At 36.3% G+C, this 23,294-nt stretch carries 25 protein-coding genes; 11 read left to right on the top strand and 14 right to left on the bottom strand.

The annotated features are described in order from the left end of the window. Nucleotides 1-269: 269 nt before the first annotated feature. The 3 genes from PN497_RS09460 to PN497_RS09470 are packed head-to-tail and all read right to left on the bottom strand — an operon-like array spanning nucleotide 270 to nucleotide 1,865. Nucleotides 270-1,289 (bottom strand): aldo/keto reductase, encoded by a 1,020-nt coding sequence (locus tag PN497_RS09460; RefSeq protein WP_096572581.1) that lies wholly within the window; start codon nucleotides 1,287-1,289, stop codon nucleotides 270-272. A gap of 13 nt (nucleotides 1,290-1,302) precedes the next feature. Continuing rightward, nucleotides 1,303-1,638: a cytochrome c6 PetJ gene (petJ, locus tag PN497_RS09465; RefSeq protein WP_096565961.1), complete on the bottom strand. Its 336-nt coding sequence runs from the start codon at nucleotides 1,636-1,638 to the stop codon at nucleotides 1,303-1,305. A gap of 2 nt (nucleotides 1,639-1,640) precedes the next feature. Further along, entirely contained in the window at nucleotides 1,641-1,865 is a 225-nt protein-coding gene (locus tag PN497_RS09470) for a hypothetical protein (protein WP_096565963.1), read from the bottom strand. A gap of 206 nt (nucleotides 1,866-2,071) precedes the next feature. On the opposite strand from PN497_RS09470, the gene PN497_RS09475 reads away from it, so the two are divergent. Then, nucleotides 2,072-2,866, top strand: a complete 795-nt coding sequence (locus tag PN497_RS09475; protein WP_096565965.1) for a histidine kinase — start codon at nucleotides 2,072-2,074, stop codon at nucleotides 2,864-2,866. A gap of 31 nt (nucleotides 2,867-2,897) precedes the next feature. Here the strand turns inward: PN497_RS09475 and PN497_RS09480 are convergent, their stop codons facing one another. After that, nucleotides 2,898-4,550, bottom strand: coding sequence for an ArnT family glycosyltransferase (locus PN497_RS09480; protein WP_096565967.1), 1,653 nt, complete (start codon nucleotides 4,548-4,550; stop codon nucleotides 2,898-2,900). Between the two features lie 289 nt (nucleotides 4,551-4,839). Between PN497_RS09480 and PN497_RS09485 the strand changes: the two genes are divergently transcribed. From PN497_RS09485 to PN497_RS09495, 3 genes are all read left to right on the top strand, one after another. Further along, the gene (locus tag PN497_RS09485) at nucleotides 4,840-5,496 is read left to right on the top strand and encodes a class I SAM-dependent methyltransferase (protein ID WP_096572582.1); all 657 of its coding nucleotides are present in this window, start codon (nucleotides 4,840-4,842) and stop codon (nucleotides 5,494-5,496) included. A 114-nt stretch (nucleotides 5,497-5,610) separates the two neighbouring features. Then, complete coding sequence (locus PN497_RS09490) at nucleotides 5,611-6,120, top strand: hypothetical protein (RefSeq protein WP_096565969.1); 510 nt, start codon at nucleotides 5,611-5,613, stop codon at nucleotides 6,118-6,120. A 42-nt stretch (nucleotides 6,121-6,162) separates the two neighbouring features. Further along, nucleotides 6,163-7,050 (top strand): hypothetical protein, encoded by an 888-nt coding sequence (locus PN497_RS09495; protein ID WP_096565971.1) that lies wholly within the window; start codon nucleotides 6,163-6,165, stop codon nucleotides 7,048-7,050. Nucleotides 7,051-7,279: 229 nt separating this feature from the next. On the opposite strand, the gene rpsU is transcribed toward PN497_RS09495, so the two are convergent. The 4 genes from rpsU to PN497_RS09515 all read right to left on the bottom strand — a co-directional run bounded on the left by rpsU (nucleotide 7,280) and on the right by PN497_RS09515 (nucleotide 10,054). Next, entirely contained in the window at nucleotides 7,280-7,474 is a 195-nt protein-coding gene (gene rpsU / locus PN497_RS09500) for a 30S ribosomal protein S21 (protein ID WP_013192888.1), read from the bottom strand. A gap of 129 nt (nucleotides 7,475-7,603) precedes the next feature. Next, nucleotides 7,604-7,930, bottom strand: a complete 327-nt coding sequence (locus PN497_RS09505; protein WP_096565973.1) for an RNA recognition motif domain-containing protein — start codon at nucleotides 7,928-7,930, stop codon at nucleotides 7,604-7,606. Nucleotides 7,931-8,253: 323 nt separating this feature from the next. Next, the gene (locus PN497_RS09510) at nucleotides 8,254-9,102 is read right to left on the bottom strand and encodes a 3'(2'),5'-bisphosphate nucleotidase CysQ family protein (RefSeq protein WP_096565975.1); all 849 of its coding nucleotides are present in this window, start codon (nucleotides 9,100-9,102) and stop codon (nucleotides 8,254-8,256) included. A gap of 211 nt (nucleotides 9,103-9,313) precedes the next feature. Next, a complete protein-coding gene (locus PN497_RS09515; protein ID WP_096572583.1) occupies nucleotides 9,314-10,054 on the bottom strand; it encodes a dienelactone hydrolase family protein in 741 nt (246 codons plus the stop codon). A 405-nt stretch (nucleotides 10,055-10,459) separates the two neighbouring features. Here PN497_RS09515 and PN497_RS09520 point away from each other — a divergent pair, with 405 nt between their 5' ends. The 6 genes from PN497_RS09520 to cysH all read left to right on the top strand — a co-directional run bounded on the left by PN497_RS09520 (nucleotide 10,460) and on the right by cysH (nucleotide 15,957). Next, the gene (locus PN497_RS09520) at nucleotides 10,460-10,651 is read left to right on the top strand and encodes a hypothetical protein (RefSeq protein ID WP_096565977.1); all 192 of its coding nucleotides are present in this window, start codon (nucleotides 10,460-10,462) and stop codon (nucleotides 10,649-10,651) included. A gap of 294 nt (nucleotides 10,652-10,945) precedes the next feature. Next, nucleotides 10,946-13,327: a phosphoketolase family protein gene (locus PN497_RS09525; protein ID WP_096565979.1), complete on the top strand. Its 2,382-nt coding sequence runs from the start codon at nucleotides 10,946-10,948 to the stop codon at nucleotides 13,325-13,327. A gap of 150 nt (nucleotides 13,328-13,477) precedes the next feature. After that, entirely contained in the window at nucleotides 13,478-13,996 is a 519-nt protein-coding gene (locus PN497_RS09530) for a DUF29 family protein (RefSeq protein WP_096565981.1), read from the top strand. A 13-nt stretch (nucleotides 13,997-14,009) separates the two neighbouring features. Then, entirely contained in the window at nucleotides 14,010-14,510 is a 501-nt protein-coding gene (locus tag PN497_RS09535; RefSeq protein WP_096565993.1) for a DUF29 family protein, read from the top strand. A 31-nt stretch (nucleotides 14,511-14,541) separates the two neighbouring features. Beyond that, entirely contained in the window at nucleotides 14,542-15,048 is a 507-nt protein-coding gene (locus tag PN497_RS09540; RefSeq protein WP_096565995.1) for a DUF29 family protein, read from the top strand. Nucleotides 15,049-15,252: 204 nt separating this feature from the next. Then, on the top strand, nucleotides 15,253-15,957 hold the full coding sequence (gene cysH / locus PN497_RS09545) for a phosphoadenosine phosphosulfate reductase (protein ID WP_096565997.1): 705 nt from the start codon (nucleotides 15,253-15,255) through the stop codon (nucleotides 15,955-15,957). A 305-nt stretch (nucleotides 15,958-16,262) separates the two neighbouring features. On the opposite strand, the gene PN497_RS09550 is transcribed toward cysH, so the two are convergent. From PN497_RS09550 to PN497_RS09560, 3 genes are all read right to left on the bottom strand, one after another. Next, the gene (locus tag PN497_RS09550; protein WP_096565999.1) at nucleotides 16,263-16,709 is read right to left on the bottom strand and encodes a type II toxin-antitoxin system VapC family toxin; all 447 of its coding nucleotides are present in this window, start codon (nucleotides 16,707-16,709) and stop codon (nucleotides 16,263-16,265) included. Continuing rightward, on the bottom strand, nucleotides 16,709-16,993 hold the full coding sequence (locus PN497_RS09555) for a hypothetical protein (RefSeq protein WP_096566001.1): 285 nt from the start codon (nucleotides 16,991-16,993) through the stop codon (nucleotides 16,709-16,711). The genes PN497_RS09550 and PN497_RS09555 overlap by 1 nt, the downstream gene beginning before the upstream one ends. Nucleotides 16,994-17,751: 758 nt before the next feature. Beyond that, nucleotides 17,752-18,675, bottom strand: coding sequence for a serine/threonine protein kinase (locus PN497_RS09560; RefSeq protein WP_096566003.1), 924 nt, complete (start codon nucleotides 18,673-18,675; stop codon nucleotides 17,752-17,754). Nucleotides 18,676-18,871: 196 nt separating this feature from the next. Between PN497_RS09560 and sbcD the strand changes: the two genes are divergently transcribed. Continuing rightward, complete coding sequence (gene sbcD / locus PN497_RS09565; RefSeq protein ID WP_096566005.1) at nucleotides 18,872-20,098, top strand: exonuclease subunit SbcD; 1,227 nt, start codon at nucleotides 18,872-18,874, stop codon at nucleotides 20,096-20,098. Between the two features lie 32 nt (nucleotides 20,099-20,130). Here sbcD and PN497_RS09570 read toward each other — a convergent pair whose 3' ends face one another. From PN497_RS09570 to PN497_RS09580, 3 genes are all read right to left on the bottom strand, one after another. Next, nucleotides 20,131-20,319, bottom strand: coding sequence for a YqaE/Pmp3 family membrane protein (locus PN497_RS09570; RefSeq protein ID WP_096566007.1), 189 nt, complete (start codon nucleotides 20,317-20,319; stop codon nucleotides 20,131-20,133). A 42-nt stretch (nucleotides 20,320-20,361) separates the two neighbouring features. After that, complete coding sequence (locus PN497_RS09575) at nucleotides 20,362-20,751, bottom strand: phage holin family protein (RefSeq protein ID WP_096566009.1); 390 nt, start codon at nucleotides 20,749-20,751, stop codon at nucleotides 20,362-20,364. Between the two features lie 185 nt (nucleotides 20,752-20,936). Beyond that, on the bottom strand, nucleotides 20,937-23,096 hold the full coding sequence (locus PN497_RS09580) for a Tex family protein (RefSeq protein ID WP_096566011.1): 2,160 nt from the start codon (nucleotides 23,094-23,096) through the stop codon (nucleotides 20,937-20,939). Between the last annotated feature and the right edge of the window lie 198 nt (nucleotides 23,097-23,294).

Raw genomic sequence — 23,294 nt, forward strand, 5'->3', positions numbered from 1 at the left:
AATTTCTTTGCCATCTCTTGAAATCCCCAAAAATGCACACTTTTTCCGGTATACCCTTCAAAACCCTTGCACTAATTTCTGTGTTTATCAGCCTCTAACCTTTGATATATCAAGGTTTTAGGTTTATTCAGCAAACCCTAACTAAAAAAATAACTATTTGTTGATTTATTCAGTGATCAATTATCAGTTTTCAGTTGTCAGTTTTCAGTTTCAAGCTTTGATGCACGAAGAATAAATGAGGGGTTAGTTATTCCCCAACCCCAGCTTAACTACCTTCGATATTCATCCCCACAGTCACCAATTAACTGATATAAATCCCGTGACTGCTGCGAAACTGCATCAATTTTTTTCACATCCTCAGCATCCAAACTAAACCCAAACACCCGCGCATTATCGGCAATATGTTCTGCAATTCCTAACCTAGCACCAACAATTACACCGCCTACTGCGGGCTGATTTAAAATGTAATTCACAGCCACATTAGCAATACTCACTTGATGTTTATCGGCAATTTGTTTCAGGGTGGAAAGCAATTCTTGAAATAATCTCCAACCACCCCAAGCATCAATCATATTTTTGTATTTCTTCAAGCTGGTTGTATTCAAATCAAAACCCCGTGGTTCTGGTTGATTTAAATATTTTTCTGATAACAAACCACCGCACACACTACCATAGGTAAACAATTTTATATCATGTTCTTGACAGAATTTAGCCATATTTACCTGTGGTCTTCTGTCAACCAAAGAATACTGCACCTGGTTAGAAAAAATCTTAATTCCAGCTTCCGTGATAATTTGCAAATGTTCCGTATCAAAATTAGTCAAAGCTAAATGCTTAATTTTGCCCTCTGTTTGCAATTCTGCCATATATTTGAGAGCATCTAAATAATTAGAGTCTCGATATTCCCACCAGTGAAACTGCATCAAATCTAATGATTTAACATCCATTCTACGCAGAGAAATATTAATATTTTCCTCTACTATTTGTTTCGTCATCTTTCCCGGACGCGGAACCCATTTTGTAAAAGCTTGAATATTATTAACCGCTTCTTCTCCACGAGTTGCTATTAACTGACGACGAAATTCACCAATAAAATCTTCTGCTGGTCCATAATGATCTGCTAAGTCCCAAGTCGTAAACCCAGCATCCACATATTGAAACATTGACTCAATAGCAGCTTTCTGGTTAATGCGTCCATGTCCTCCAGAAACTTGCCACATTCCATTTAAAATTCGGCAAATCTTTAAATCAGGGGTAAATTGTAAATAACTTGCTTCAGGTAACATGATATTTTTGATCTGATTATTTCCAGTTGTTTTCTGCTTGTTCCAAAACATAAGCCGCGACATTTTTGATTTCTTCCGTTGTCAACTTTTCTTTATAGGCTGACATATTACTTTTACCATTAGTGACGATATTTGTAATTGCCTCTAAAGAATCCATACCATATCTTTTCAAAGCATTCTTTTTTAAGTTCTTGCCTCTTCTAATAATATTACCACCATTGATATGACATCCAACACAATGAACGCTAAAAACTTCCGCCCCATTTTGGGTATCTAAAGCGTTAGCTGGTAAGGAAAAATTGATTATCCACAAACAGAAAGTGAATAATAACAAAGGTATGAGTTTTTTCATGGTTATAATGATTCAAAATCAGATGTAAACCCTGGAAAATTAGCGCACTTTTCTTGAAATTCCTCCGCATCACTGACATCTTCAATTTTATAAGCCATGATGCGAGTACCATCGGGCAGTTTTTTAGAAGATATCACTTCACCTCGATAATTTTGTGCCATTGTTTTAAACTCAGCACCATGAATTTTCCAAGCATCTCCCGAACAAGTGATATTTACACGCCACATAGTTAATTATTTATTTCTCATCATCAGGATATAGATCCCCGACTTCTCAAAGAAGTCGGAGATCTGATTATTTATCATCTCATAATTGGTGACTTTGCACAAATCTAACTTTTGATTTGCTGTTTTCTATCTCCAGGAGGTGTGTAGACAAAAAAATCATGAGTCATAATGACTATGTAGCATTATGATTATTATCAGGATTAACAATGACTAACAACATTAAAGAAAAAATCCAAGCAGATTTACAAGAAGCCAAAGCCACGGGACAATTAAGAACAGAAAACATTAGAGAAATTGTTAAAACCGCAGTTTCTCAAGTTTCTGCTGAAGTCAAAGAAGGTTCTAGTGAGTTACGCACTTTAGTTAAAGATGCTGTTTCTACAGTAATTGAAAATCTCCAAGATAAAGGTAGCGAAATCAAAGAAGAAGTCACAGCTTCTATTGAAGGTGCTTTAGAAGGGGTGAATAGCAAAAGACATGAAGCTATTGTCAAAACCCAAACCGAACTCAAACAAATTCAAGCGAAATTAGATCAAGAAGAAGAACAACTGCAACAAGAAGTTGAGGGAATGTTAGCAGAAATTCAGGATACAAGTCAAGAAAAATCGGATAGTATTAAAAATGCGATCGCCTCAGCAATTCATACTATCCAAAATAGTGAAGAAGTCGCTTTATTAAAGAAACGCTACGCCCAATTACAAGCACAATTAGCCATTATTCGTGCTAATTTAGCCGCACGTTATGGCGGACGTTCTGTAGAAGTTAAAGAATATTTAGACGATGCCAAAACCTGGTATAATCAAGCTCGTCCCCAAGCGGAAAATCTGGCTACACAAGTAGGAGAAAAACACTCTCAGTTAGAAAACAAACTCGGTGAAGCAGGTGCATCCATAGCGAAAAAAGAACGTCAATTAAAACAAAATTTGAGAGAGTTATTATTAGCAGCGGCTGATTTATTCAAAGATAAAGACTCTCATCAACCAGAAGCTAATGTCAAATAAAGTTGGTTCGTAGTAAGCGATTCATCGCTGACTACGAACTTTTATTTTCAACTGGTAAAACTTGAATTAATTGATAATTTTTAATACTACCAACAACACGATAATTCTTAACTAAATCATCAGAATTAGGCGGATAAATCCAAGCATAACTCAAAGCTGGTAATTGAGAAATTGACTGTACTTTTTGACCATGAATAGGAGTATAAAAATTAATCAAAACAGAATATTTATCATCGGATTTGACAAAAGCTACCGGATAATTTTGGAGAATTGACGCAATATATTCTTGCTGAAAAAACATTCTAAATTCAGGGTTTAAGTCTCCTAATAAACCTAAACTCCCAGCCGTAGCGATAGATAACCAACAGGCAATTAACCAACCACCCATCCAGTAACGATAAGTGAGAAATTTCTGATAAAAATGATAGCGTCCAATCCAAACACAAGGTACAATTAAACAACCTAAACCAGAAATTAACGCCAGAATTGCATACTTTTGAATATCAAGAATCCCTGCAACCAAAGCCACTACACCAGCTAAAATAAAGATAATACCTAAAACACCAAATACATAACTAATATTGCGGGTAAGAGATGCTTGAACTTTACTAAAGTTACTAACTTTACTCGATTTTCTTTGTTGGTAAATTTTTCCCAACCAGTCTAAACCCACAGCGGCAAACATAGCAATAAAAGGATAAAGACAAAGACTATAATGAGAAAATCGAGTCAAAAATAAACTGATTTCTAAAAATAAAACAACAGGAAAACCTACTAATAATAATTGGTAGCGAGGGATAGGTTTACGAATTACTAAAGCTAAACCTAAAAGGCTAAAAAAGAACCAAGGAAAAGATTTTAAAGGAATATTCCAGAAATAGAAAAATATATTATTTCCATGTTGTTCACGACTACCCAGTCGCACGACAAAATCCCACAACTGGCCAAAACTATCACCACCATAACGCTGCCAGCTAAACCATAACCAAACTAAAGTAGGAATAAACCCAATTAAAAATCCTACATATAACATCGGGTTGGTAAGATGACGATGACGGCGATTTTCTCCAATTAAATAAGGTAATAAAGCCACCATCGGCAAAAAAATCATAAAGCTTCTGAGCAAGAAACCTAAACCAAAACATAAACCAACAATCAAACCATAAATCCATCTATATTTTGGATATAATTCAGAATTTAATAAACATAAAATACCTAAACACACTAATAGAATTGTAGGTACATCAGGTGCAGCTAAACGACAATATTGTAGCCAGAGAAATTCTACACTCAAAATAGCCGTCGATAGGTAAGCTAACTTTTTACCCAGTAATATTTTAGCTATTTCATATATAACTAATGTGCAACAAATTCCCGCAATCATAGCAGGTATTCTGGCAGTGGTATCACTGACACCAAATAACTGATAAAAAACAGCAATTAACCAATAAAAACCAGGGGTTTTATGATGGGCATTTTCCCAAGGTGCTATCCAGTCACCAGAATCAAACATCAAACGCGCTCTTGTTGCATAAAGAGCTTCGTCATGTGCCATGAGGCTAGTTTCACCAGAAGTAAATAGCAATAAAGGTAGTAACCAAATTAACAAAAGAGCATAGTGTGATTTTGTCAATAAACGAATTTGTAGCCAGACATCTTTCAATAAAGGTGATTTATAGAACATTTAATTAATGAGAATCATCAGTTGATCTGTAGATTGTGTAACAGTTTTGTTTTAAAATTATAGGACTTAGGCAAAATTGGACTAAAAACCTGATTATTGCGTAGGGGTAATTCATGAATTACCCCTACTTGCGTTCTGTTCTGCGTAAGTCATGAATTAGTTTGGTTAGTATACACAATTCAAAATCAGAATACTCACCAAATTGACACAAATCAGGCAATTTTTTCTTACCCAAACTTACCCGACAAATTCTCAAACAAATTCTCAAACAAATTCTCAAACAAATCGTATGCTGTTGCGACCAGATCAACGTCTCAAGTTAGATGACACCGATGATAAATTGTTTTACGACTACCCGCGCTTTGTCACCCACGTTGATGAAGGCTTTATTCAACAATTAACAGATTTATATCGTCAGCGACTGCAACCGAACACGCGCATTTTTGATATGATGAGCAGTTGGGTGTCTCATCTACCAGAAGAAATAGAATTTGCTCATGTGGAGGGACATGGACTCAACGCCGAGGAACTAGCACGCAATCCTCGACTGAACCATTATTTCGTGCAAAATCTCAACTCACAACCTCAGCTACCCTTGCCAGATCAGGATTTTGATGCTGTTGTCAACTGTGTTTCTGTCCAGTATATTCAATATCCAGAAGCTGTATTTTCCGAGATTCACCGTATTCTTAAACCTGGTGGTGTGGCTATTATCAGCTTTTCTAACCGGATGTTTTATCAAAAGGCGATTCAAATCTGGCGGGATGCCTCAGAAGCGTCTAGAGTTGAGCTAGTTAAGCGTTACTTTGTTTCAGTACCAGGGTTTTCCACTCCCGAAGTGATCATCAATAAATCAACTGCGCCGAATTTTTTACAATGGTTGGGTTTACCAGGAGGAGATCCCTTCTATACTGTGATAGCTTATCGTGTGGAATCATCAAGTTAGGAAAAAATTGGTTATCTGGACTACCAATCATGATCAAATAGTAAATTTTTTGGTGCAAATACTCAAGTAAAGCAGATAATTGCCTCAAGCTTCAAGCATTGAAGGAGAAAAAACATGATCTTATCTCGTAGTCGTAGAATTTTAGCCAGTTTACTACTGTGTGTTTTATTGCTGACTACCGCTTGTGCGGAAAAAGTACCTAATCGTTTTGATCAAGCACAACAGGAAAGCACAAAACAAAAAAGTGGTCAGGCTGTTGTTAAAAATGCCACTCAGGGTAGTAAATTAAATGCTTTCTTTCCTGAAAGTGATGATGATTACGACCGAGTTTATACCCAAGAGAAAAAAGGCTTTTCAGAAGCGAATTTGAAAAAAGACGGTAAAGTTGTTGCTCAATTAGCTATTTCTGATACTACCAGCACGCCGACAGTAGCATCAAAATATGCCAATAGCACCAAGAAAATTGAAGGTTATCCTGCTGTAGAAACGGGTAAAACTCAAACTTCTATTTTGGTGGGTAAGTATCAAGTCAAAGTGATTTCTAAAGATCCATTATTTAACGCTAGTGACAGGGAAGATTGGATTGAAAAATTTGATCTTGATGGTTTAGCTAAGTTGAAATGACCTCTAAATTTCGGATAACAACATATCAATCAGGAGATTTTTGTGAGTAAACCAATTTTTGAGTTAGTTGATGAACTACCAACCAGCGGTTTAACTGTTTCTATGTTAAATGCTTTGGATTTTATTGCTCCCGGTGAATGGCAAAATACTGTGGGTTTTGTCAATACTATTAAAACTGTGACTGGTGAAGATGATGAGGATCTAATTCAGCAAATTGGTGAACGGGCAATTTATCTTTTTAATGATAAATCCCAAGGTTATCAAACTGCTTTATGGCTTTATCAAACTGTTGATGGTACTGATAAGGCTTTAGGTGCAGCCGCTTTGGCTAATAAAGTTGGTGAAACCATTCCCTTATTTGGTTTTTTAAACTCTATCACTCCCAAACCAGATAAAGCTCAAACTATTGATTTAACTTTAAAAATAGTCGCTGAATTAGTCGCTTTTTGCCAAATTAATGGTATTCCCGGTGATAGTATTGGCGATTTTGTTGGTGCTTTAGGTGAATATAGTGGTGAGTCAATGATTCGCATGGCAGCTTTGGTTGCTGTTGATGGTATTATTCCTCTAGGTCCTGATTTTATCCAAAAATCATTAACTTTCCTCAGTAACATGAAACCCCAAGAGTTGGATCAAAACTCTACTTTTAGAACCATGAAAGATGCAATTCCTGGCAATGGTACTGGTGGTAAACTAGACTTTATTGGTCAAAGTGTTGATTCTGTTAAGGGTTGGATGAATGGTATAGTTAGTGCTAATGCTTTAACTGCTCAGAAAGTTCTTGGCAATTTACAAGGTTTTCTTGAATTTAGTGATGACAAATTAGACTATGTAGCCGCTTTTCTAGATATGTCCACTAATTACTATGAACATACAGGAACTCAAACTTTAGCACGACGTTTGATTGAACGCGCAGTTGCAGAAATTTAGCTAATTTTTGAGCCTAAATACAACTTGTAGTAGTGCCGAAAATCAATAAATGCAGCACTACTACAAACAGGTTTTCTATTAGTTTCTACTAATTACTTGTGGCTGGTAGATTGTATCACCACAAAAAAAACAAATTTTCAGCGGAATAACGAAGAGATGGTAACTGACTTCTACACAGTTGCAGTGAACATTACTGTCACCTGTCACCTGTTACCTGTCACCTACTATCTTACTTGAAGCGAGAACGCTGTTGACGACGTTGCTTGTGTCTAGCTATTGCTTTACGTTTCTCTTTTTCTAAAGGTGTTTCAAAATGGCGATTCTTCCGCATATCTTGGAAAATTCCGGCTTTGGAAACTTCACGTTTAAATCTCCGCAAAGCTGATTCAATACCTTCATTTTCCCCTAAAACTACTTGTGTCATTCCTAGTCCTCCTTTTTTGGTTTAACACATACAAACTAGAGTATAAAAATATCTCAGCAGAGTCAAACCCTGGGCTTTATCTGCTGGAGACTCTAGATTTAAAAGATTTAAAATTTCTTCAGAACAGGATTAATAACGGCGATCGCCTCCACGACCTCCACCAGAACGGCCACCGCCACCCCAGCTTCCACCTCCACGAGAAGAACCTCTTTCCTCACGGGGTTTAGCCTTGTTCACTTTTAAATCTCTCCCCATCCACTCAGCACCATCAAGTGCTTCAATAGCTGCTTTTTCTTCAGCTTCAGACGACATTTCCACGAAGGCAAAACCACGTGGACGGCCTGTTTCCCTATCAGTGGGTAGCTGCACATTGCTAACTGTACCGTACTCAGCAAAAGCCAGTTTCAAATCTTCTGCTGTCACCTGATAGGACAAATTTCCAACGTAAATTGACATAGATGGTCTCCCAAACCAGAGAGTGTAGAGAGTTAGATTCGGAGAGACGCATTTAAAACAAATTAAAACGACTTACTCAACCGAAAATAATCTTTATATCCGCGAGTATAGCACAGCCTTTGAATATGAACTCCTAAGAAGTAACATTTCCTCAGCTACCCATAGACTAGATCCAACTGAACATCTGACTAGGTGCTGATAGAAGGCTGAAAGCTAAAAAATCATTAAGGATTTTAGGAATTATCACTCTCATTTAGCATGAATTATAATTATAGCATAACTCACGTCTACATGGAAAATAATTTATCTTTTGTGTACGGGCTTCATTTAGCCGCAAACTCAGTTAATGTTAGTTCTGCTTTCTGACACAATATTTCGTGATCTTGAGAACTACTAGCCAACAAACCGCCCCATTGGTTGATGTCACCGGTGTTATACTCTAATGCTCTGCCGTCAAAGTGGGTAAATTTACCACCAGCTTCTGTTAAAATTAATTCTGGTGCTGCCAGATCCCAATCTTTAGGGGCTGACTTTCCAGACAGGGAAATATAAACATCTGCTTGTTGTTCGACAATAGCAGCCACTTTACAACCTACACTACCAATGGCTTTTTGTTTTTGGCAGGGTAGATTTTTCAGTAAAAATTCTAACTTATCATGACGATGGGAACGACTGACAACCAAGATTAAATCTTCAAGTGGTTTAGCAGCAGCCACTTTCAAAGGATGAGAACCATTAACAGTTTCGACAAAAGTACCACCACCTTTAGTAGCATAATATATCTTTTCCGCTTCCGGTATTGCTACCACCGCTAAAATTGGCCTTGTGTTTTGCACTAAAGCAATATGTATTGCATATTCCCCAGTTTTATTAATAAAATCTCTTGTACCATCCAAAGGATCAATAATCCAAACTAACTCCCCAGGATATTTACCTTGTTGAGATTTATAGGTTTCTTCGCTAATATAACCAAAATCTTCATCAACAAATGCTGCTTGTAGATGGGATAGGATATACTCACTCACAACTCTATCGGCAACAGTTATAGGTTCATTTTGCTTGTATTCTATTTCTAGGTTGTTAGCGGTTGCTTGATAATAGGATCGCAGTAACTTAGCAGCACCCCAACCCACCTCACGAGTAATTTTGAGTATTTCTGGTAAGTTTGTCATTTGTTAGTTGAAACATGAAAAGCTTGAAGTGATAAATTCACCAAACATAACATAACATGAGTTCGACTAAGTAGGTAGGCGTTGAAATTTATCCTTATGGCAAGGCAAAAGGCAATAGGCAAAAGGGAAGAGACTTTCAGCGATTTTATATTTTGTTGGGTAGGGGTTTAGCAGTGCTAAACCCTTAAATAAGTTGTTTTAAAATTAGAAATTACCCTTTAAACTTCCTCTCCAAAAAAGCAATTATTTCTCGCCATGCAGATGTCGCCGCTTCCGCATCATAACGATAACCGTCATCTCGCATAAAAGTATGTTCCGCTGCATAACAGAAAAATTGATGAGGTATTTTTGCAGTTTCTAAACCCTTAATAATAGTCTGTCTATCCTGTTCAGGAATATGGGGATCTTGAGTACCAAAAATTAACAACATTTCCCCCTTAATTTCTGAAAATCTGTGAATAGTATCCGCCACACCTTTACCTAATTTACCGATGGGAATACCTGTAGGATAACAGGAAACACAAGCTTTTATTTCATCTTCAAAAGCAGCCCGAAAAGCCAAATGTCCACCAATACAAAAACCCAAAGTGCCGATTTTTTCAGCAATAATTGAATTGTCATTTTTGAGAAAATCAATTACAGCGCGAGTATCTGCATCATATTCAGAAATTAAAGTTCTGCGTGCATCATCATTACCGCGCATTCTCCCCAGATCATCAGGTTCAATGATAGAACCTATAGGTTCAATACGGTGAAAAATTTCCGGTGCAGCGACAACATAACCAAACCCAGCTAAATAATTAACTAAGCGAATTATTGCCCCACCTAATTGATAAATATCACTGTAAAAAACAATTCCTGGATATTTACCCTCTGTTTTAGGAGATGCGACATAAACCCGCATTAAACTATCATCTACTTTTAATTCGATATTGCGTTTAACAATTTGCATTTTTTGATTTTTTGCTAATGTGTTAATTTGTAATTCTTCAGGTTTTATAATAATCAGTAAATTTTCCCAAATACTCGATTTTTTCAAGAAGTTGAATTTCCTAGTTTGACACGCATTTTGTATATTTTTGTATCTTTAACTAAGACTATGTGCTATCATATACAATAAAAAAGGATGTGTCGTAAGATTCAAAACCTCCAAAGAAGAACTTTTAGAATTTCCTGAAGATGTAATTGACGAAATTGGGTATATTCTCTATCGAGTGCAAACTAATCAAACTCATACCAAAATAAAACCCTTAAAAGGTTTTAATGGAGTATTTGAAATTCGCAGCAATCATCAAACCGACACGCCAACTACTATGATACAATTAGATAAAACCATAAAATAGAGGTCAAAGTCATCATGGAACAAATTAACTTAGAAATAGACAGACTCACATTGAAAAGAGCCAAAACCCTAGCAATGCTTAACCAATCTAGTGTATCAGAATTGCTCACAAAAGTAATTGCTAGATTAGCAGAAATTCAAGAACAAAAAGACCAATTAAAAAGACCCATTAATGGGATTATATGCCGATATTCCAGAAGTTGTTGATGAAATAGTAGCTGAAGCTATGGAAAAAAGAGGACATAATATTAAAGACTAATAAAATAGAAAAATCATTACTTAATAATAATTTAAAATTTAGGCTATTCATTAATATTAGATAATTGGCGTTTATAAGAAAAAAACTTATCATCACTTCTTCCTCTCTCCGCGCCTCTGCGCCTCTGCGTGACATAAAAAAAATCTGTAACAACCCACCGAAAAAACAAATCACAGGTAAGATGACACCAAAACAGCAAACCATTACACTAAACAATGGTGTAAATACTACCGGAGTTGAAAATGACTTTAGCCAGCACTCCAAAACAAAAACCCTTAACAGACACAGAATTACAAAAGATTAACGCATATTGGCGTGCAGCCAACTATCTTTCAGTCGGACAAATATACCTCCTCGACAACCCCTTACTGAAAGAACCCCTTAAACAAGACCACGTAAAACCGCGACTATTAGGACATTGGGGAACTACCCCTGGACTGAACTTTATTTATGTTCACCTCAACCGCATCATTAAAAAATACGACCTCAACACCATCTACATCGCAGGACCCGGACATGGTGGACCCGGACTGGTAGCTAACACCTACTTAGAAGGAACATATAGCGAATATTACCCGAACATTTCCCAAGATGCAGAGGGAATGCAAAAACTGTTCAAACAGTTCTCCTTCCCTGGTGGTATTCCTAGTCACGTTGCCCCGGAAACCCCCGGTTCTATTCACGAAGGGGGAGAACTCGGTTATGCTTTAGTACACGCTTTTGGTGCTGCTTTTGACAACCCAGACCTGTTAGTTGCGGCGGTTGTGGGTGATGGGGAAGCCGAAACCGGACCTTTAGCTACAAGCTGGCATTCTAACAAATTCCTCAACCCTGCTACTGATGGTGCGGTTTTACCGATTTTACATTTGAACGGTTATAAAATTGCTAATCCCACCATATTAGCACGGATACCCCATGATGAACTAGAAAGCCTATTTATCGGCTACGGCTATAAACCTTACTTTGTGGAAGGTGCTGATCCGGCGGATGTTCATCAACAAATGGCAGCAACTTTAGATACTATTGTTACGGAAATTCAAGGTATCCAAAGAGAAGCGCGGGTACATGGTTTCAAAAAACGCCCGCAATGGCCAATGATCATTTTAAGAACTCCCAAAGGTTGGACTGGACCCAAGGAAGTAGACGGGAAGAAAACAGAAGACTATTGGCGATCGCACCAAGTCCCCTTTAGCGATATAGCTGGTAAACCAGAACACCTAAAACTGTTAGAAGACTGGATGAAGAGTTACAAACCCGAAGAACTCTTTGACGAAACCGGTCAACTCATTCCCGAACTTGCAGAACTCGCACCCACAGGCCAGCGACGCATGGGAGACAACCCCCACGCTAACGGTGGTATCTTGCTGCGTGATTTAATCATACCAGAATTTTGCAACTATGCAGTAGAAGTCCCCAAACCCGGAACAGTCAACGCAGAAGCAACCAAAGTTACTGGAAAATTCCTGCGGGATGTGATGAAAGAAAACCTGGAAAGCCAGAACTTCCGAGTTTTTGGACCCGATGAAACCGCATCTAACCGCATCGATCCTGTACTAGAAGTTACTAACAGAACTTGGGTAGCGGAAACCATCCCCGAAGATGATCATTTATCAGCAAATGGTCGGGTGATGGAAATGCTGAGTGAAACCAACTGTCAAGGATGGTTAGAAGGATATTTGCTAACAGGAAGACATGGTTTCTTCTCCTGTTATGAAGCATTTATTCATATCATTGACTCGATGTTTAACCAACACGCTAAATGGTTAAAAACAACTCGTCATATTTCTTGGAGAAGACCGATCGCCTCTTTAAATTATCTTCTCACTTCCCATGTTTGGCGACAAGATCATAACGGTTTCTCTCACCAAGATCCAGGGTTTTTGGATCATGTAATTAACAAAAAAGCCGACGTTATTCGTGTTTATCTGCCACCCGATGCTAACACTTTGTTATCTGTCACCGACCATTGTTTAAGAAGTCGCAACTATGTAAATGTGATAGTAGCTGGAAAACAACCGGCACTGCAATATTTAGACATGGATGCAGCCATTAAACACTGTACCAAAGGTTTAGGAATTTGGGAATGGGCAAGTAATGATCAAGATGGTGAACCCGATGTAGTTATGGCTTGTGCGGGGGATATTCCCACTTTAGAAACCCTAGCTGCGGTGGATATTTTACGGCAAAATTTCCCAGAATTAAAAGTGCGGGTAGTGAACATTGTAGACTTGATGACACTACAACCAAAAAGTGAACATCCCCACGGTTTAAGCAGCAAAGATTTTGATATCATCTTTACCACAGATAAACCAATTATCTTTGCATTTCATGGCTATCCTTGGTTAATTCATCGTCTCACCTATCGCCATACAAACCACAATAATATTCATGTTCGTGGTTACAAAGAAGAAGGAACAACAACCACACCTTTTGATATGGTGGTAATGAATGATTTAGATCGTTTCCATTTAGTAATGGATGTAATAGATCGTGTACCAAAATTGGGTTATAAAGCCGCTTATGTGAAACAAAATTTACAAGATAAATTGATTGAACATAAGCAATACATCGAGAAACACGGTGAAGATATGCCAGAAATTAGAGACTGGAAATGGCCTTATTAAACCGTAACGACTAAATAACCCCAGATCCCCCCTAACCCCCCTTAATAAAGGGTGAATAGATTCACACTTTTTAAGGGGGATGTAGGGTATCTAATTTCTGATTTATTTATTATATTAATATAAGGTAGTTAACCCTGGAGATTAATTAATATGACACAGGAATTAATAGACTTGAGAAATAGTATTTTAACTGGAAGATATGAAGATGCGTTAGCAATTGTAGATGAATTAGAGGGGATGAGTAAACAAGCAATTTTCAGGAATATTCAATCATTTTTGAGAGTTGTGTTAATTCATTTGATCAAAAATCAAATTGAACAAAGATTAACAAATTCTTGGGCAGCATCTATTGAAAATGCGATTTTAGAAATTAAGAAATTGAACATAAAAGAGAATAAAAAATCTTATTATATCAATAATGATGAATGGGGTGAAATATTAACAGATGCTTTAGAGTCTGCTATTCGTCCAGCTACTTTAGAAGTAATGAATGGTAAATTTAACAGAAAACAACTTTCACAACTTCTCAATAAAGAACAATTAATATTAACAGCAACAGAATTACTTGAATTTACCTATAATTATCAAATCCGAGAATTACCTGATATAATAGATGAATATTTAGGTAAATTACCCGGTGGGGAAAATTGGCAGTTAGGGAAAAGCTAAGAGGTGATAAAAAATGACACAAGAATTAATAGACTTGAGAAATAGTATTTTAGCTGGACGTTATGAAGATGCTTTGGCTATTGTTGATGAGTTAGAGGGGATGAGTAAACAAGCAATTTTCAGGAATATTCAATCATTTTTGAGAGTTTTGTTAATTCATTTGATTAAAAATCAAATAGAACAAAGATTAACAAACTCTTGGGTTGCATCTATTCGTAACTCTTTAGTAGAAATCAAAAAAATCAATCTCAAAGAAAATAAAAAATCCTATTACATCAATAAAGATGAATGGGATACCTGGTTGCAGGAAGAAATAGAATTAGCAATAGGTGATGCAAGTTTAGAAGTAATGAATGGGAAATTTAACAGAAAACAACTTTCACAACTTCTCAATAAAGAACAATTAATATTAACAGCAACAGAATTACTCACATTTATCTATAATTATCAAATCCGAGAATTACCTGATATAATAGATGAATATTTAGGTAAATTACCCAGTGGGGAAAATTAGCAGTTAGGGAAAAGCTAAGAGGTGAAAAAAGATGACACAGGAATTAATAGACTTGAGAAATAGCATTTTAGCTGGAAGATATGAAGATGCGTTAGCAATTGTAGATGAATTAGAGGGGATGAGTAAACAAGCAATTTTAAGGAATATTCAATCATTTTTAAGGGTTTTGTTAATTCCTTTGATTAAAAATCAAATAGAACAAAGATTAACAAACTCTTGGGTTGCATCTATTCGTAACTCTTTAGTAGAAATCAAAAAAATCAATCTCAAAGAAAATAAAGAATCCTATTACATCAATAAAGATGAATGGGATACCTGGTTGCAGGAAGAAATAGAATTAGCCATAGGTGATGCAAGCGTAGAAGTTTTAAATGGTATCTATACAGAATTTCAACTAGCAGAAATGGTTGATAAAAATAACATAATTTCCACTGCTTTAAATTTTCTAGAATTGACTTATATCCATTCTGTAAAAGACTTACCAAAAGCTATCACAGAAATCATTATTAAATTACCTGGTAGTGAAAAATGGCAATAAATATGTATTATAATATTATATTATATATAACATCTGCGATTATCTGCGCTTATCTGCGTTTAGAAACAGACTTTAAAATATCCCCTGTAGTAATAACCGTACAAAATAATTACCTAAATATCAACAATAACGATAGGAATAGGTGTCTTTATAAGGTAGGATGAAACTTAACACAAAGTAAAAATACCTTACTAGAGAATTATCATGACAGTCGCTGCAACTTTTGATTTAGATAGCTTAAATCAGAAATTTGAAACCGCTACCCCTACAGAAATTCTAGCTTGGTCTGTGGAAAACATACCCACAGGTTTAGTACAAACCAGCGCGTTTAACGTTGATGACATCATCCTCACCCACATTTTATATACTGTACTCAAGCATCCAGTACCCGTTATCTTCCTAGATACTCTGTATCACTTCAAAGAAACTTTAGAATTAGTTGCTAAAGTAAAAGACCTATATAACCTAGATTTAAAAACCTACAAAGCACCTGATGTAGACACCCGTGAAGCTTTTGCGGCTAAGTACGGTGAAGCATTATGGGATACAGATATTATCAAATTCCACGACGTTACTAAAATTGAACCTTTAACACGCGGTTTAAACGAACTAAACACCGTAGCTTGGATTACAGGTCGCCGTCGTGACCAAGCTGTTACCCGTGCCAATATGCCTATTTTTGAATTAGACAACCAAGGACGTTTAAAAATTAATCCTTTAGCTGCTTGGACTCGCAAACAAAGCTGGGATTATGTTGCAGAACACAAAGTGATTTATAACCCACTTCATGATCAAGGATATCCTAGCATTGGTGATGAACCTATTACTACTAAAGTACGTGAAGGTGAAGATGAACGCGCTGGACGTTGGAGAGGAACTGGTAAAACTGAGTGTGGTATTCACATTTAGTTTTTAGTTTTTAGTTATTGGTCATTGGTCATTGGTCATTGGTCATTGGTAATGTGTTAAAAAATGGCTAATTACTAATGACTAATATTAATATTTTGTATTTGTCTGAATCAGGATGTCCAGGATTTGAGGATTTACAGGATGTGATTGATAAGTTATTTGTGTGTGGGGATTTTTGAGATTTTAGTTTCGCGCAGAGACGCTAAGAAGCAAAGACGCAAAGAAGAAATTGTCTGAATCAGGATGTCCAGGATTATAGGATTTTCAGGATGTGGATTTGCAATTTTATATAATATCGATATTCATCAGATTAATAAAGTGTTTGGATGTACTGGGGTAATTTTATTTCCATAGCGTTTAAAGTCACTCATATTGAAAGTAAGAAGGTGAGTTATTTGATGAGCAAACATAACTGCTACTAATCTTGCATCATGAACGTTGACACCCATCACACCATACTCAATTACAATCTGTTTCCAATGCTGATAAATTTCCGGTATATCTGGTAATATGGGAAAGAAATTTTCTAATTTTTCTAGTTCTGCTTCTGCTGCAATTAAACTCATTCCTAAGCCATTTTTTTCTACAGGACGAGTAGCACTACGCCAAAATTCTACTAAATTTTGATGTGTTAAATAACAAGTTTCTTGTTTTCTTCGGAGTGTAGCAAGTGCATTTAAAGATTCAGGACACATTGGATGATGTGGTTGTGCTATTATCAAAATGATATTAGTATCAATTAAATATGCCACTATATTTCCTCTTCTTCATAAATACCTGCTCGTCTTACAGCGTAGTCAGATAAAATAGGTGTATTTTTTGTATGACTAGAACTCCATTCATTTAATGCTGTAATCCATTCCTCATCGGAAACTGTTTGATAAAATGGGGTTTCTGTAGTTTTAACTAATTGTTCTAGCATTGCATCAAGATGAGGTTTAACTGCTTCTGCTGGAAGTTGAGTTATTTTTGCTAATGTTTCGGTAATTTGTTGTAATTCTTGAGAATGAGATTGTTGCCATGTTTGTAAGATCATAATTTTGAAAATATGATTTTTCACTACTTATATTTTAGCACAATATTGTCTGATTTAGGACAATTTTCGGTAAGTCAAAATTCACTATTTTTCTGTCTGAATCAGGATGTCCAGGATTTTATGATTTACAAGATGTGATTGATAAATTAGTAGTGGGGATTTTTAAGATTTAAGTTTCTCGCAAAGACGCAAAGAAGAAATTGTCTGAATCAGGATGTCCAGGATTTGAGGATTTATGGCTAACGCCACGCTTCGCTATCAGGATGTTTTTTGATGATAGTTTGTGGGGATATTGGGATTTTCAGGATGTTTTTTGATGATGGTTTTTCAATGATTATCAACCATCTAAAAATTACCATCCTGTTAATCCTTTAATCCTGGTTATCCTGATTCTGACAATAGAACTGGTGCGTTACGTCGTGTATTTAATTGATTTGTATATTTTCTGATATTTTCGCACTTCCACCGCACTCTACAAACTACAAAATCAACCTCCAACGAAACAAACATTCAAGCCAAATATACAAAATTCTCCAAACACCGACAAATACACAAAAAGGACAACCCATAAGATACCGATAATTTTGATTAACCAGGCTCTCCTAGACTAGATATGACCATTTAACACTTAATACTTGGTTAAATTCATTATGTATCAATAGATTCAATAAAATCAAAATCAATTTTTATTAAATCTATTATTTTTGATTGATGTAATCGTTATACACTAATGGTTTTAACCGTTGTTTTTTATTAAATTACCATAGCCACTCTAGGAGAGCCATTAACCACCATATTAATTGCTCAATTTCTATCTTCCTGATACTGTCAACTTCAGAAAATAAACCCACCCATTCCTTAATAATTTGCGGACGGTTTTTAGGTTCTAATTCCAATCCTTTAACAATTGCTTGATTTAACTTATCACTAATCCTAGAATTTAATTCCTTCGGTTCTATTAAAGTCCGATTATCTAGCTTCCTTGCTAAACAAGGTGTGGCAGTATCTCCAGTCAATAAATAAAACAAAGAAGCAGCTAAAGTATAAACATCAAGAGTTGGTGCTTTCTCTGTATCTAACATTTGTTCCCAAGGTGCAAAAGCTAAATTAGCAGCTTGGTTAATACTCTCACTGTCCACATTTCCTACTAAACCAAAATCTATCAAAACTACAGTATTGCTATTTTCTCTTAAAATCATATTCCCAGGATGTGCATCTCGGTGAATAATGCCATTTTCATGACAAATAGATAAAGCATCAGCAATTTGTTTAATATAATCAATAGCAGTAGATTCTGATAAAACACCTTTATCTTGCACCAAATGATATAAATTTTCACCCTTAACAAAATCCATCACCAGACATGGTAAATCATCCTCCTCAAAAAAGTCTATAATTCTGACAATATTGGGATGTTGAAGTTGGGTAATCTCTGCTAATCTTCTTCCTTCCTTGCGAAAACCTTCCACATATTTAGGATAATTAGCATCTCTACACAAACGACTATTAGGAGTTTTAATAACAACTGGTAACTTCAACTCTTGATGTTTAGCTTTATAGGTAACACCAAAACCCCCAGAACCTATTTCTTCTTCTATTACATATTGGGGACGTTGTTGTAAAGGCTTTCCAGGTTGTAACATAAAAAGATGTATGCTTAAATATGCCCGTAATTGTAACATAACCCAAGCATCAAAAATAATCGAACGCAGATAAACGCAGATAAACGCAGATAAAAACTAAAACCTCCTCCCTCCGTGTCCTCTGTACTTCTGTGATTCGTTATCATAAAACCTATAGAAAATCTCTCTTAAACCCTCTTACCTTCGTGTCCTTTGCGTTCTTTGCGGTTCGTTAAAAAAAATCCCACTCAGCAACATGATTAAAATCCTACACCTTTCAGATATCCATATAGGAAGCGGTTTCTCCCACGGCCGCATCAACCCCGCCACAGGCTTAAATACACGATTAGAAGATTTTGTCAATACCCTATCTTTGTGTATCGATCGCGCTTTATCAGAACCAGTAGATATGGTGATTTTTGGTGGTGATGCTTTTCCCGATGCCACACCCGCACCCTACGTACAAGAAGCCTTTGCTAGTCAGTTCCGCCGCCTTGTAGATGCCAATATACCGACAGTTTTGTTAGTTGGTAATCATGACTTACATTCCCAAGGTGTGGGCGGCGCAAGTCTAAATATTTACCGTACTCTTGGCGTTCCTGGTTTTGTAGTTGGTGATACTTTAACTACCCATCATATCCCCACCCGTAACGGTAAAGTACAAGTAATTACCCTCCCTTGGTTGACTCGTTCGATGTTGATGACTCGTAAGGAAACAGCGGGTTTATCTATGGCTGAAGTCAATCAACTTTTAACAGAACGCTTAGAAGTGGTTTTAGAAGGAGAAGTGAGAAAACTTGATCCCGATGTACCTACCGTACTTTTAGCCCATTTAATGGCTGATAATGCTATGTTAGGTGCTGAACGTTTGTTAGCTGTGGGTAAGGGCTTTACTTTACCTTTATCTTTGTTAACACGCCCTTGTTTTGATTATGTGGCTTTGGGTCATGTTCACTGCCATCAAAATCTGAATAAATCTAATGATCCACCTGTGATTTATCCTGGGAGTATAGAAAGGGTAGATTTTAGTGAGGAGAAGGAAGATAAAGGTTATGTAATGGTGGAGTTGGAAAAAGGTAATGTAGAGTGGGAATTTTGCTCTTTACCTGTGCGTACATTTCGCACTATTGAGGTAGATTTATCTAAAAGTGATGATCCGCAGGAAGTTTTGTTGAAGGCGATCGCTAAATATGAACTCGAAGAAACTGTAGTTAGGTTAATCTATAAATTGCGTTCTGAACAGTTAGATTTAATTGAAAATTCCGCAATTCATAAAGCTTTAAGTACAGCGCACATCTATACAATTCAACCAGAATTAGTTAGTCAATTAGCTAAACCGCGTATTCCTGAATTAAGCGCCAGCAGTAGTATTGATCCGATGGAAGCTTTAAGAACTTATTTAAATAATCGGGAAGATTTAAAAAATATTGCTGCATCTATGTTAGAAGCAGCAGAAAATCTATTAGTGGAAGAAATTTATTGAACACAAACTGCTATTTCTCTGCAAAAATTCAACTAAAAACCTTCCCCTCTATTCAATCTTTCTTCATGTTTGGTAATTACCCACAGTGCATGAATACTACCGGGAAGCCAACCTAGCAAGGTTAACAAAATGTTAATGATCAAAGTTATACCTACACCTTCTGTCAGAAATACTCCCACAGGAGGTAAGAACAAACCAAGCAGCAAACGAGTTAATTTCATGGGATGATTCCTATTTTTTCAAAACTACTTACTTGCTTTCATTTAAGATTCAGTCGTGATTTGACTATTATTGCCTTGTAACTCCAGATTTCTTTCTGCAAAGTATTTATTGATGAAGGTATTAGCCAAAGATAGAACTACTGGAGCGAGAAGAAAAGCGATAATTCCCTGCACTCTAAAACCAGGAACTAAAACTGATGCTAACCAAAAACAAATTCCGTTGACTATTAAAGAAAATCCACCGAAAGTTACATAAGTCAATGGTAAAGACAGGGTGGAAATAATTGGTTTAATTGAACCATTAATCGCACCAATTACTAACCCAGCAATTAAAGCTGCGGGAAAATTGGCAATTCTAACACCAGGAAAGATGATATCGACAATTAACAAGCTTAATGCTGTAGCGAGTGCGGTTAAAAATGTCGCCCACATTATTTTTACCTCTCTAACTGCTACCTTTATTTTTAAAGAATTTTGCAGTTTTCACATCTGTTGCTAGATAGGATTGAGGTATATCGAAAGGATGATTTTTCACTTATAGGAAACTGGAGTCTTTTCCAGTCAGCGGTTTTCACTCCTGACTCCTGACTCCTGACTCCTGACTCCTGACTCCTTGCTTATTGTTTGACTGCTTTCATTGATAAACCAATGCGTTTTAATTTTTCGTTCACTTCTAATACTCTGACTTTTACTACTTGTCCAACTTTAACTATTTTCTTAGGATCATCTACAAATCTATCTGCAAGTTGGGATATGTGAACTAAACCATCTTGATGTACTCCGATATCAACAAATGCACCAAAGTTAGCAACGTTGGTGACTATTCCTTCTAATTCCATTCCCTCTTTTAAATCGCTAATTTCTTTTATTCCTTCTTTGAATGTTGCATACTTAAATTCTGCACGGGGATCTCTTCCTGGTTTTTCTAGTTCGTTGAGAATGTCACGCAGGGTTGGTTCTCCAATGGTGTCAGTTACGTATTTTTTGAGGTTGGTTTTTTTCAGGTTTTCAGCTATTTGTGTTACCTGCTTTAATGGTACTTGTAAATCTTTAGCGATCGCCTCTACTACAGGATAACTTTCTGGGTGAACTGCGGTGTTATCTAGGGGGTTTTCTCCATCTCTAATTCTTAAAAAACCTGCTGCTTGTTCATAAGCTTTTGGTCCTAGTTTCGCTACTTTTAACAGTTGTTTGCGATTTTTGAATGCGCCGTTTTGGTTGCGATAAGCAATAATATTGTTAGCAACTGTGGGGGTAATTCCTGAAACAAAGGTTAGCAATTCTTTGGATGCAGTGTTTAAATCTACTCCCACATAATTCACACAACTTTCTACTGTTTCATCGAGTTTCTTTTTCAGCAATTTTTGATCAACGTCGTGTTGATATTGTCCCACACCAATTGATTTGGGGTCAATTTTTACTAATTCTGCTAGGGGATCTTGTAATCTTCTCCCGATACTAATTGCACCTCTGACGGTAACATCTAAATCAGGAAATTCTGCAAGTGCAACTTTGCTGGCTGAATATATGGAAGCACCAGATTCATTGACTATGACTTTAACAGGTTTGCGTTCACAAGTTGTTAATACTTCTGTTACAAATTCATCGGTTTCACGGGATGCTGTTCCGTTACCAATGGCGATTAATTCAATGTTGTATTTTTGAATTAATTTCTTTAGTGTTTGTGCTGCTTTTTGTCGTTGTTCTGCTGCTTGATGAGGAAATACAGCTTGATATTCTAAGAATTTACCTGTTTGATCTAAAACTGCAACTTTGCAACCTGTTCTAAAACCTGGATCTATCGCTAATGTGGGTTTCATTCCCGCAGGTGCAGATAATAATAATTCCCGCAAATTAGCTTCAAATGTTTTGATTGATTCTATATCAGAATAAGTTTTTTTCTCAGAAATTACTTCACTGATAAGAGAAGTTTTCATCAAGCGGTTAAAGGCATCTTTTAACATGGCTTGATAAAAGTCTCTGATATTTCTGACCTTGGTTTTAATTTCTTGGGATTCTAAATAGGAAAGTACAAAATCTTCATCAAAATCCATGTCAAAATTTAAGATTTTTTCTGTTTCTCCTCTACACAAAGCCAGCATATTATGAGGGGCGATATTTTTGATTTTGATTTGATAATTGCGGTACATTTCAAATTTGGTTGTACCTTCTGGATGTTCTTCTTTAATACGGGAAACAAACACCCCTTCATCTAAGAAATAATCCCGCAGATAGGCGCGTAATTCTGCTTTTTCTGCTACTTCTTCAGCTAAAATATCTGATGCGCCTTTTAATGCTTCCTCTGCATTTTTTACGCCTTTTTCTTCAGAAATATATTTTGCCGCTTCTGTTTCTAAGTCAGCACCTACGCCATTTTTCACATTTAATGATTTAATAAATGCTGCTAAAGGTTCTAGTCCTTTCTCTCTAGCGATAGTTGCACGGGTGCGGCGTTTTGGTTTGTATGGTAAGTATAAATCCTCAAGTTCTGTTTTTTGTAAACAGGAGGTTATTTTCTGCTGTAGTTCGTCTGTGAGTTTACCTTGTTCTGATATGGCATTTAAAATTACTTGCTTTCTTTCTTCTAATTCTGTTAAGTACGTATGCCTATCAGATAAATCCCGCAATTGCACTTCATTCATTTCTCCAGTGCGTTCTTTGCGATACCGTGCAATAAAGGGAATTGTCGCACCCTCAGCGAAAAGTTCCAGTGCGTTCTGCACCTGATGGGGTTTAAGTTCTAGTTCTGTTGCTAGTAATTGCGGAATGTTCAACATTCGATTTTTTTGTTAAAAATGCTACTTCAAGATTTAATATGCTTGCTCAATATGCCAGTACAAGCCTGTAAATTTCATAATATACCCAATTATATACCCAATTATATACCCAGTTATATAATTTAAACTGTTTCCTATCCTCAGTTTAAGCTTTGTTCAAGAAAAATATTGTAAAATTCTTGTAAAGGAAACATACGT

Source organism: Sphaerospermopsis kisseleviana CS-549 (assembly GCF_028329225.1).
Taxonomy (GTDB): domain Bacteria; phylum Cyanobacteriota; class Cyanobacteriia; order Cyanobacteriales; family Nostocaceae; genus Sphaerospermopsis; species Sphaerospermopsis kisseleviana.

Bases quoted from the DNA above. Each gene is read 5' to 3' on its own strand.
- PN497_RS09560 (WP_096566003.1), bottom strand. From the start codon at position 18,675: ATGTTACAATTACGGGCATATTTAAGCATACATCTTTTTATGTTACAA.
- rpsU (WP_013192888.1), bottom strand. From the start codon at position 7,474: ATGACACAAGTAGTTTTAGGGGAAAATGAAGGTATTGAATCAGCTTTG.
- PN497_RS09530 (WP_096565981.1), top strand. From the start codon at position 13,478: ATGACACAGGAATTAATAGACTTGAGAAATAGTATTTTAACTGGAAGA.
- PN497_RS09520 (WP_096565977.1), top strand. From the start codon at position 10,460: ATGGAACAAATTAACTTAGAAATAGACAGACTCACATTGAAAAGAGCC.
- PN497_RS09580 (WP_096566011.1), bottom strand. From the start codon at position 23,096: ATGTTGAACATTCCGCAATTACTAGCAACAGAACTAGAACTTAAACCC.
- PN497_RS09540 (WP_096565995.1), top strand. From the start codon at position 14,542: ATGACACAGGAATTAATAGACTTGAGAAATAGCATTTTAGCTGGAAGA.
- PN497_RS09515 (WP_096572583.1), bottom strand. From the start codon at position 10,054: ATGCAAATTGTTAAACGCAATATCGAATTAAAAGTAGATGATAGTTTA.
- PN497_RS09535 (WP_096565993.1), top strand. From the start codon at position 14,010: ATGACACAAGAATTAATAGACTTGAGAAATAGTATTTTAGCTGGACGT.
- PN497_RS09505 (WP_096565973.1), bottom strand. From the start codon at position 7,930: ATGTCAATTTACGTTGGAAATTTGTCCTATCAGGTGACAGCAGAAGAT.
- PN497_RS09480 (WP_096565967.1), bottom strand. From the start codon at position 4,550: ATGTTCTATAAATCACCTTTATTGAAAGATGTCTGGCTACAAATTCGT.
- PN497_RS09475 (WP_096565965.1), top strand. From the start codon at position 2,072: ATGACTAACAACATTAAAGAAAAAATCCAAGCAGATTTACAAGAAGCC.
- PN497_RS09575 (WP_096566009.1), bottom strand. From the start codon at position 20,751: ATGTGGGCGACATTTTTAACCGCACTCGCTACAGCATTAAGCTTGTTA.
- sbcD (WP_096566005.1), top strand. From the start codon at position 18,872: ATGATTAAAATCCTACACCTTTCAGATATCCATATAGGAAGCGGTTTC.
- PN497_RS09510 (WP_096565975.1), bottom strand. From the start codon at position 9,102: ATGACAAACTTACCAGAAATACTCAAAATTACTCGTGAGGTGGGTTGG.
- PN497_RS09485 (WP_096572582.1), top strand. From the start codon at position 4,840: ATGCTGTTGCGACCAGATCAACGTCTCAAGTTAGATGACACCGATGAT.
- PN497_RS09490 (WP_096565969.1), top strand. From the start codon at position 5,611: ATGATCTTATCTCGTAGTCGTAGAATTTTAGCCAGTTTACTACTGTGT.
- PN497_RS09570 (WP_096566007.1), bottom strand. From the start codon at position 20,319: ATGAAATTAACTCGTTTGCTGCTTGGTTTGTTCTTACCTCCTGTGGGA.
- PN497_RS09525 (WP_096565979.1), top strand. From the start codon at position 10,946: ATGACTTTAGCCAGCACTCCAAAACAAAAACCCTTAACAGACACAGAA.
- cysH (WP_096565997.1), top strand. From the start codon at position 15,253: ATGACAGTCGCTGCAACTTTTGATTTAGATAGCTTAAATCAGAAATTT.
- PN497_RS09470 (WP_096565963.1), bottom strand. From the start codon at position 1,865: ATGTGGCGTGTAAATATCACTTGTTCGGGAGATGCTTGGAAAATTCAT.
- petJ (WP_096565961.1), bottom strand. From the start codon at position 1,638: ATGAAAAAACTCATACCTTTGTTATTATTCACTTTCTGTTTGTGGATA.
- PN497_RS09555 (WP_096566001.1), bottom strand. From the start codon at position 16,993: ATGATCTTACAAACATGGCAACAATCTCATTCTCAAGAATTACAACAA.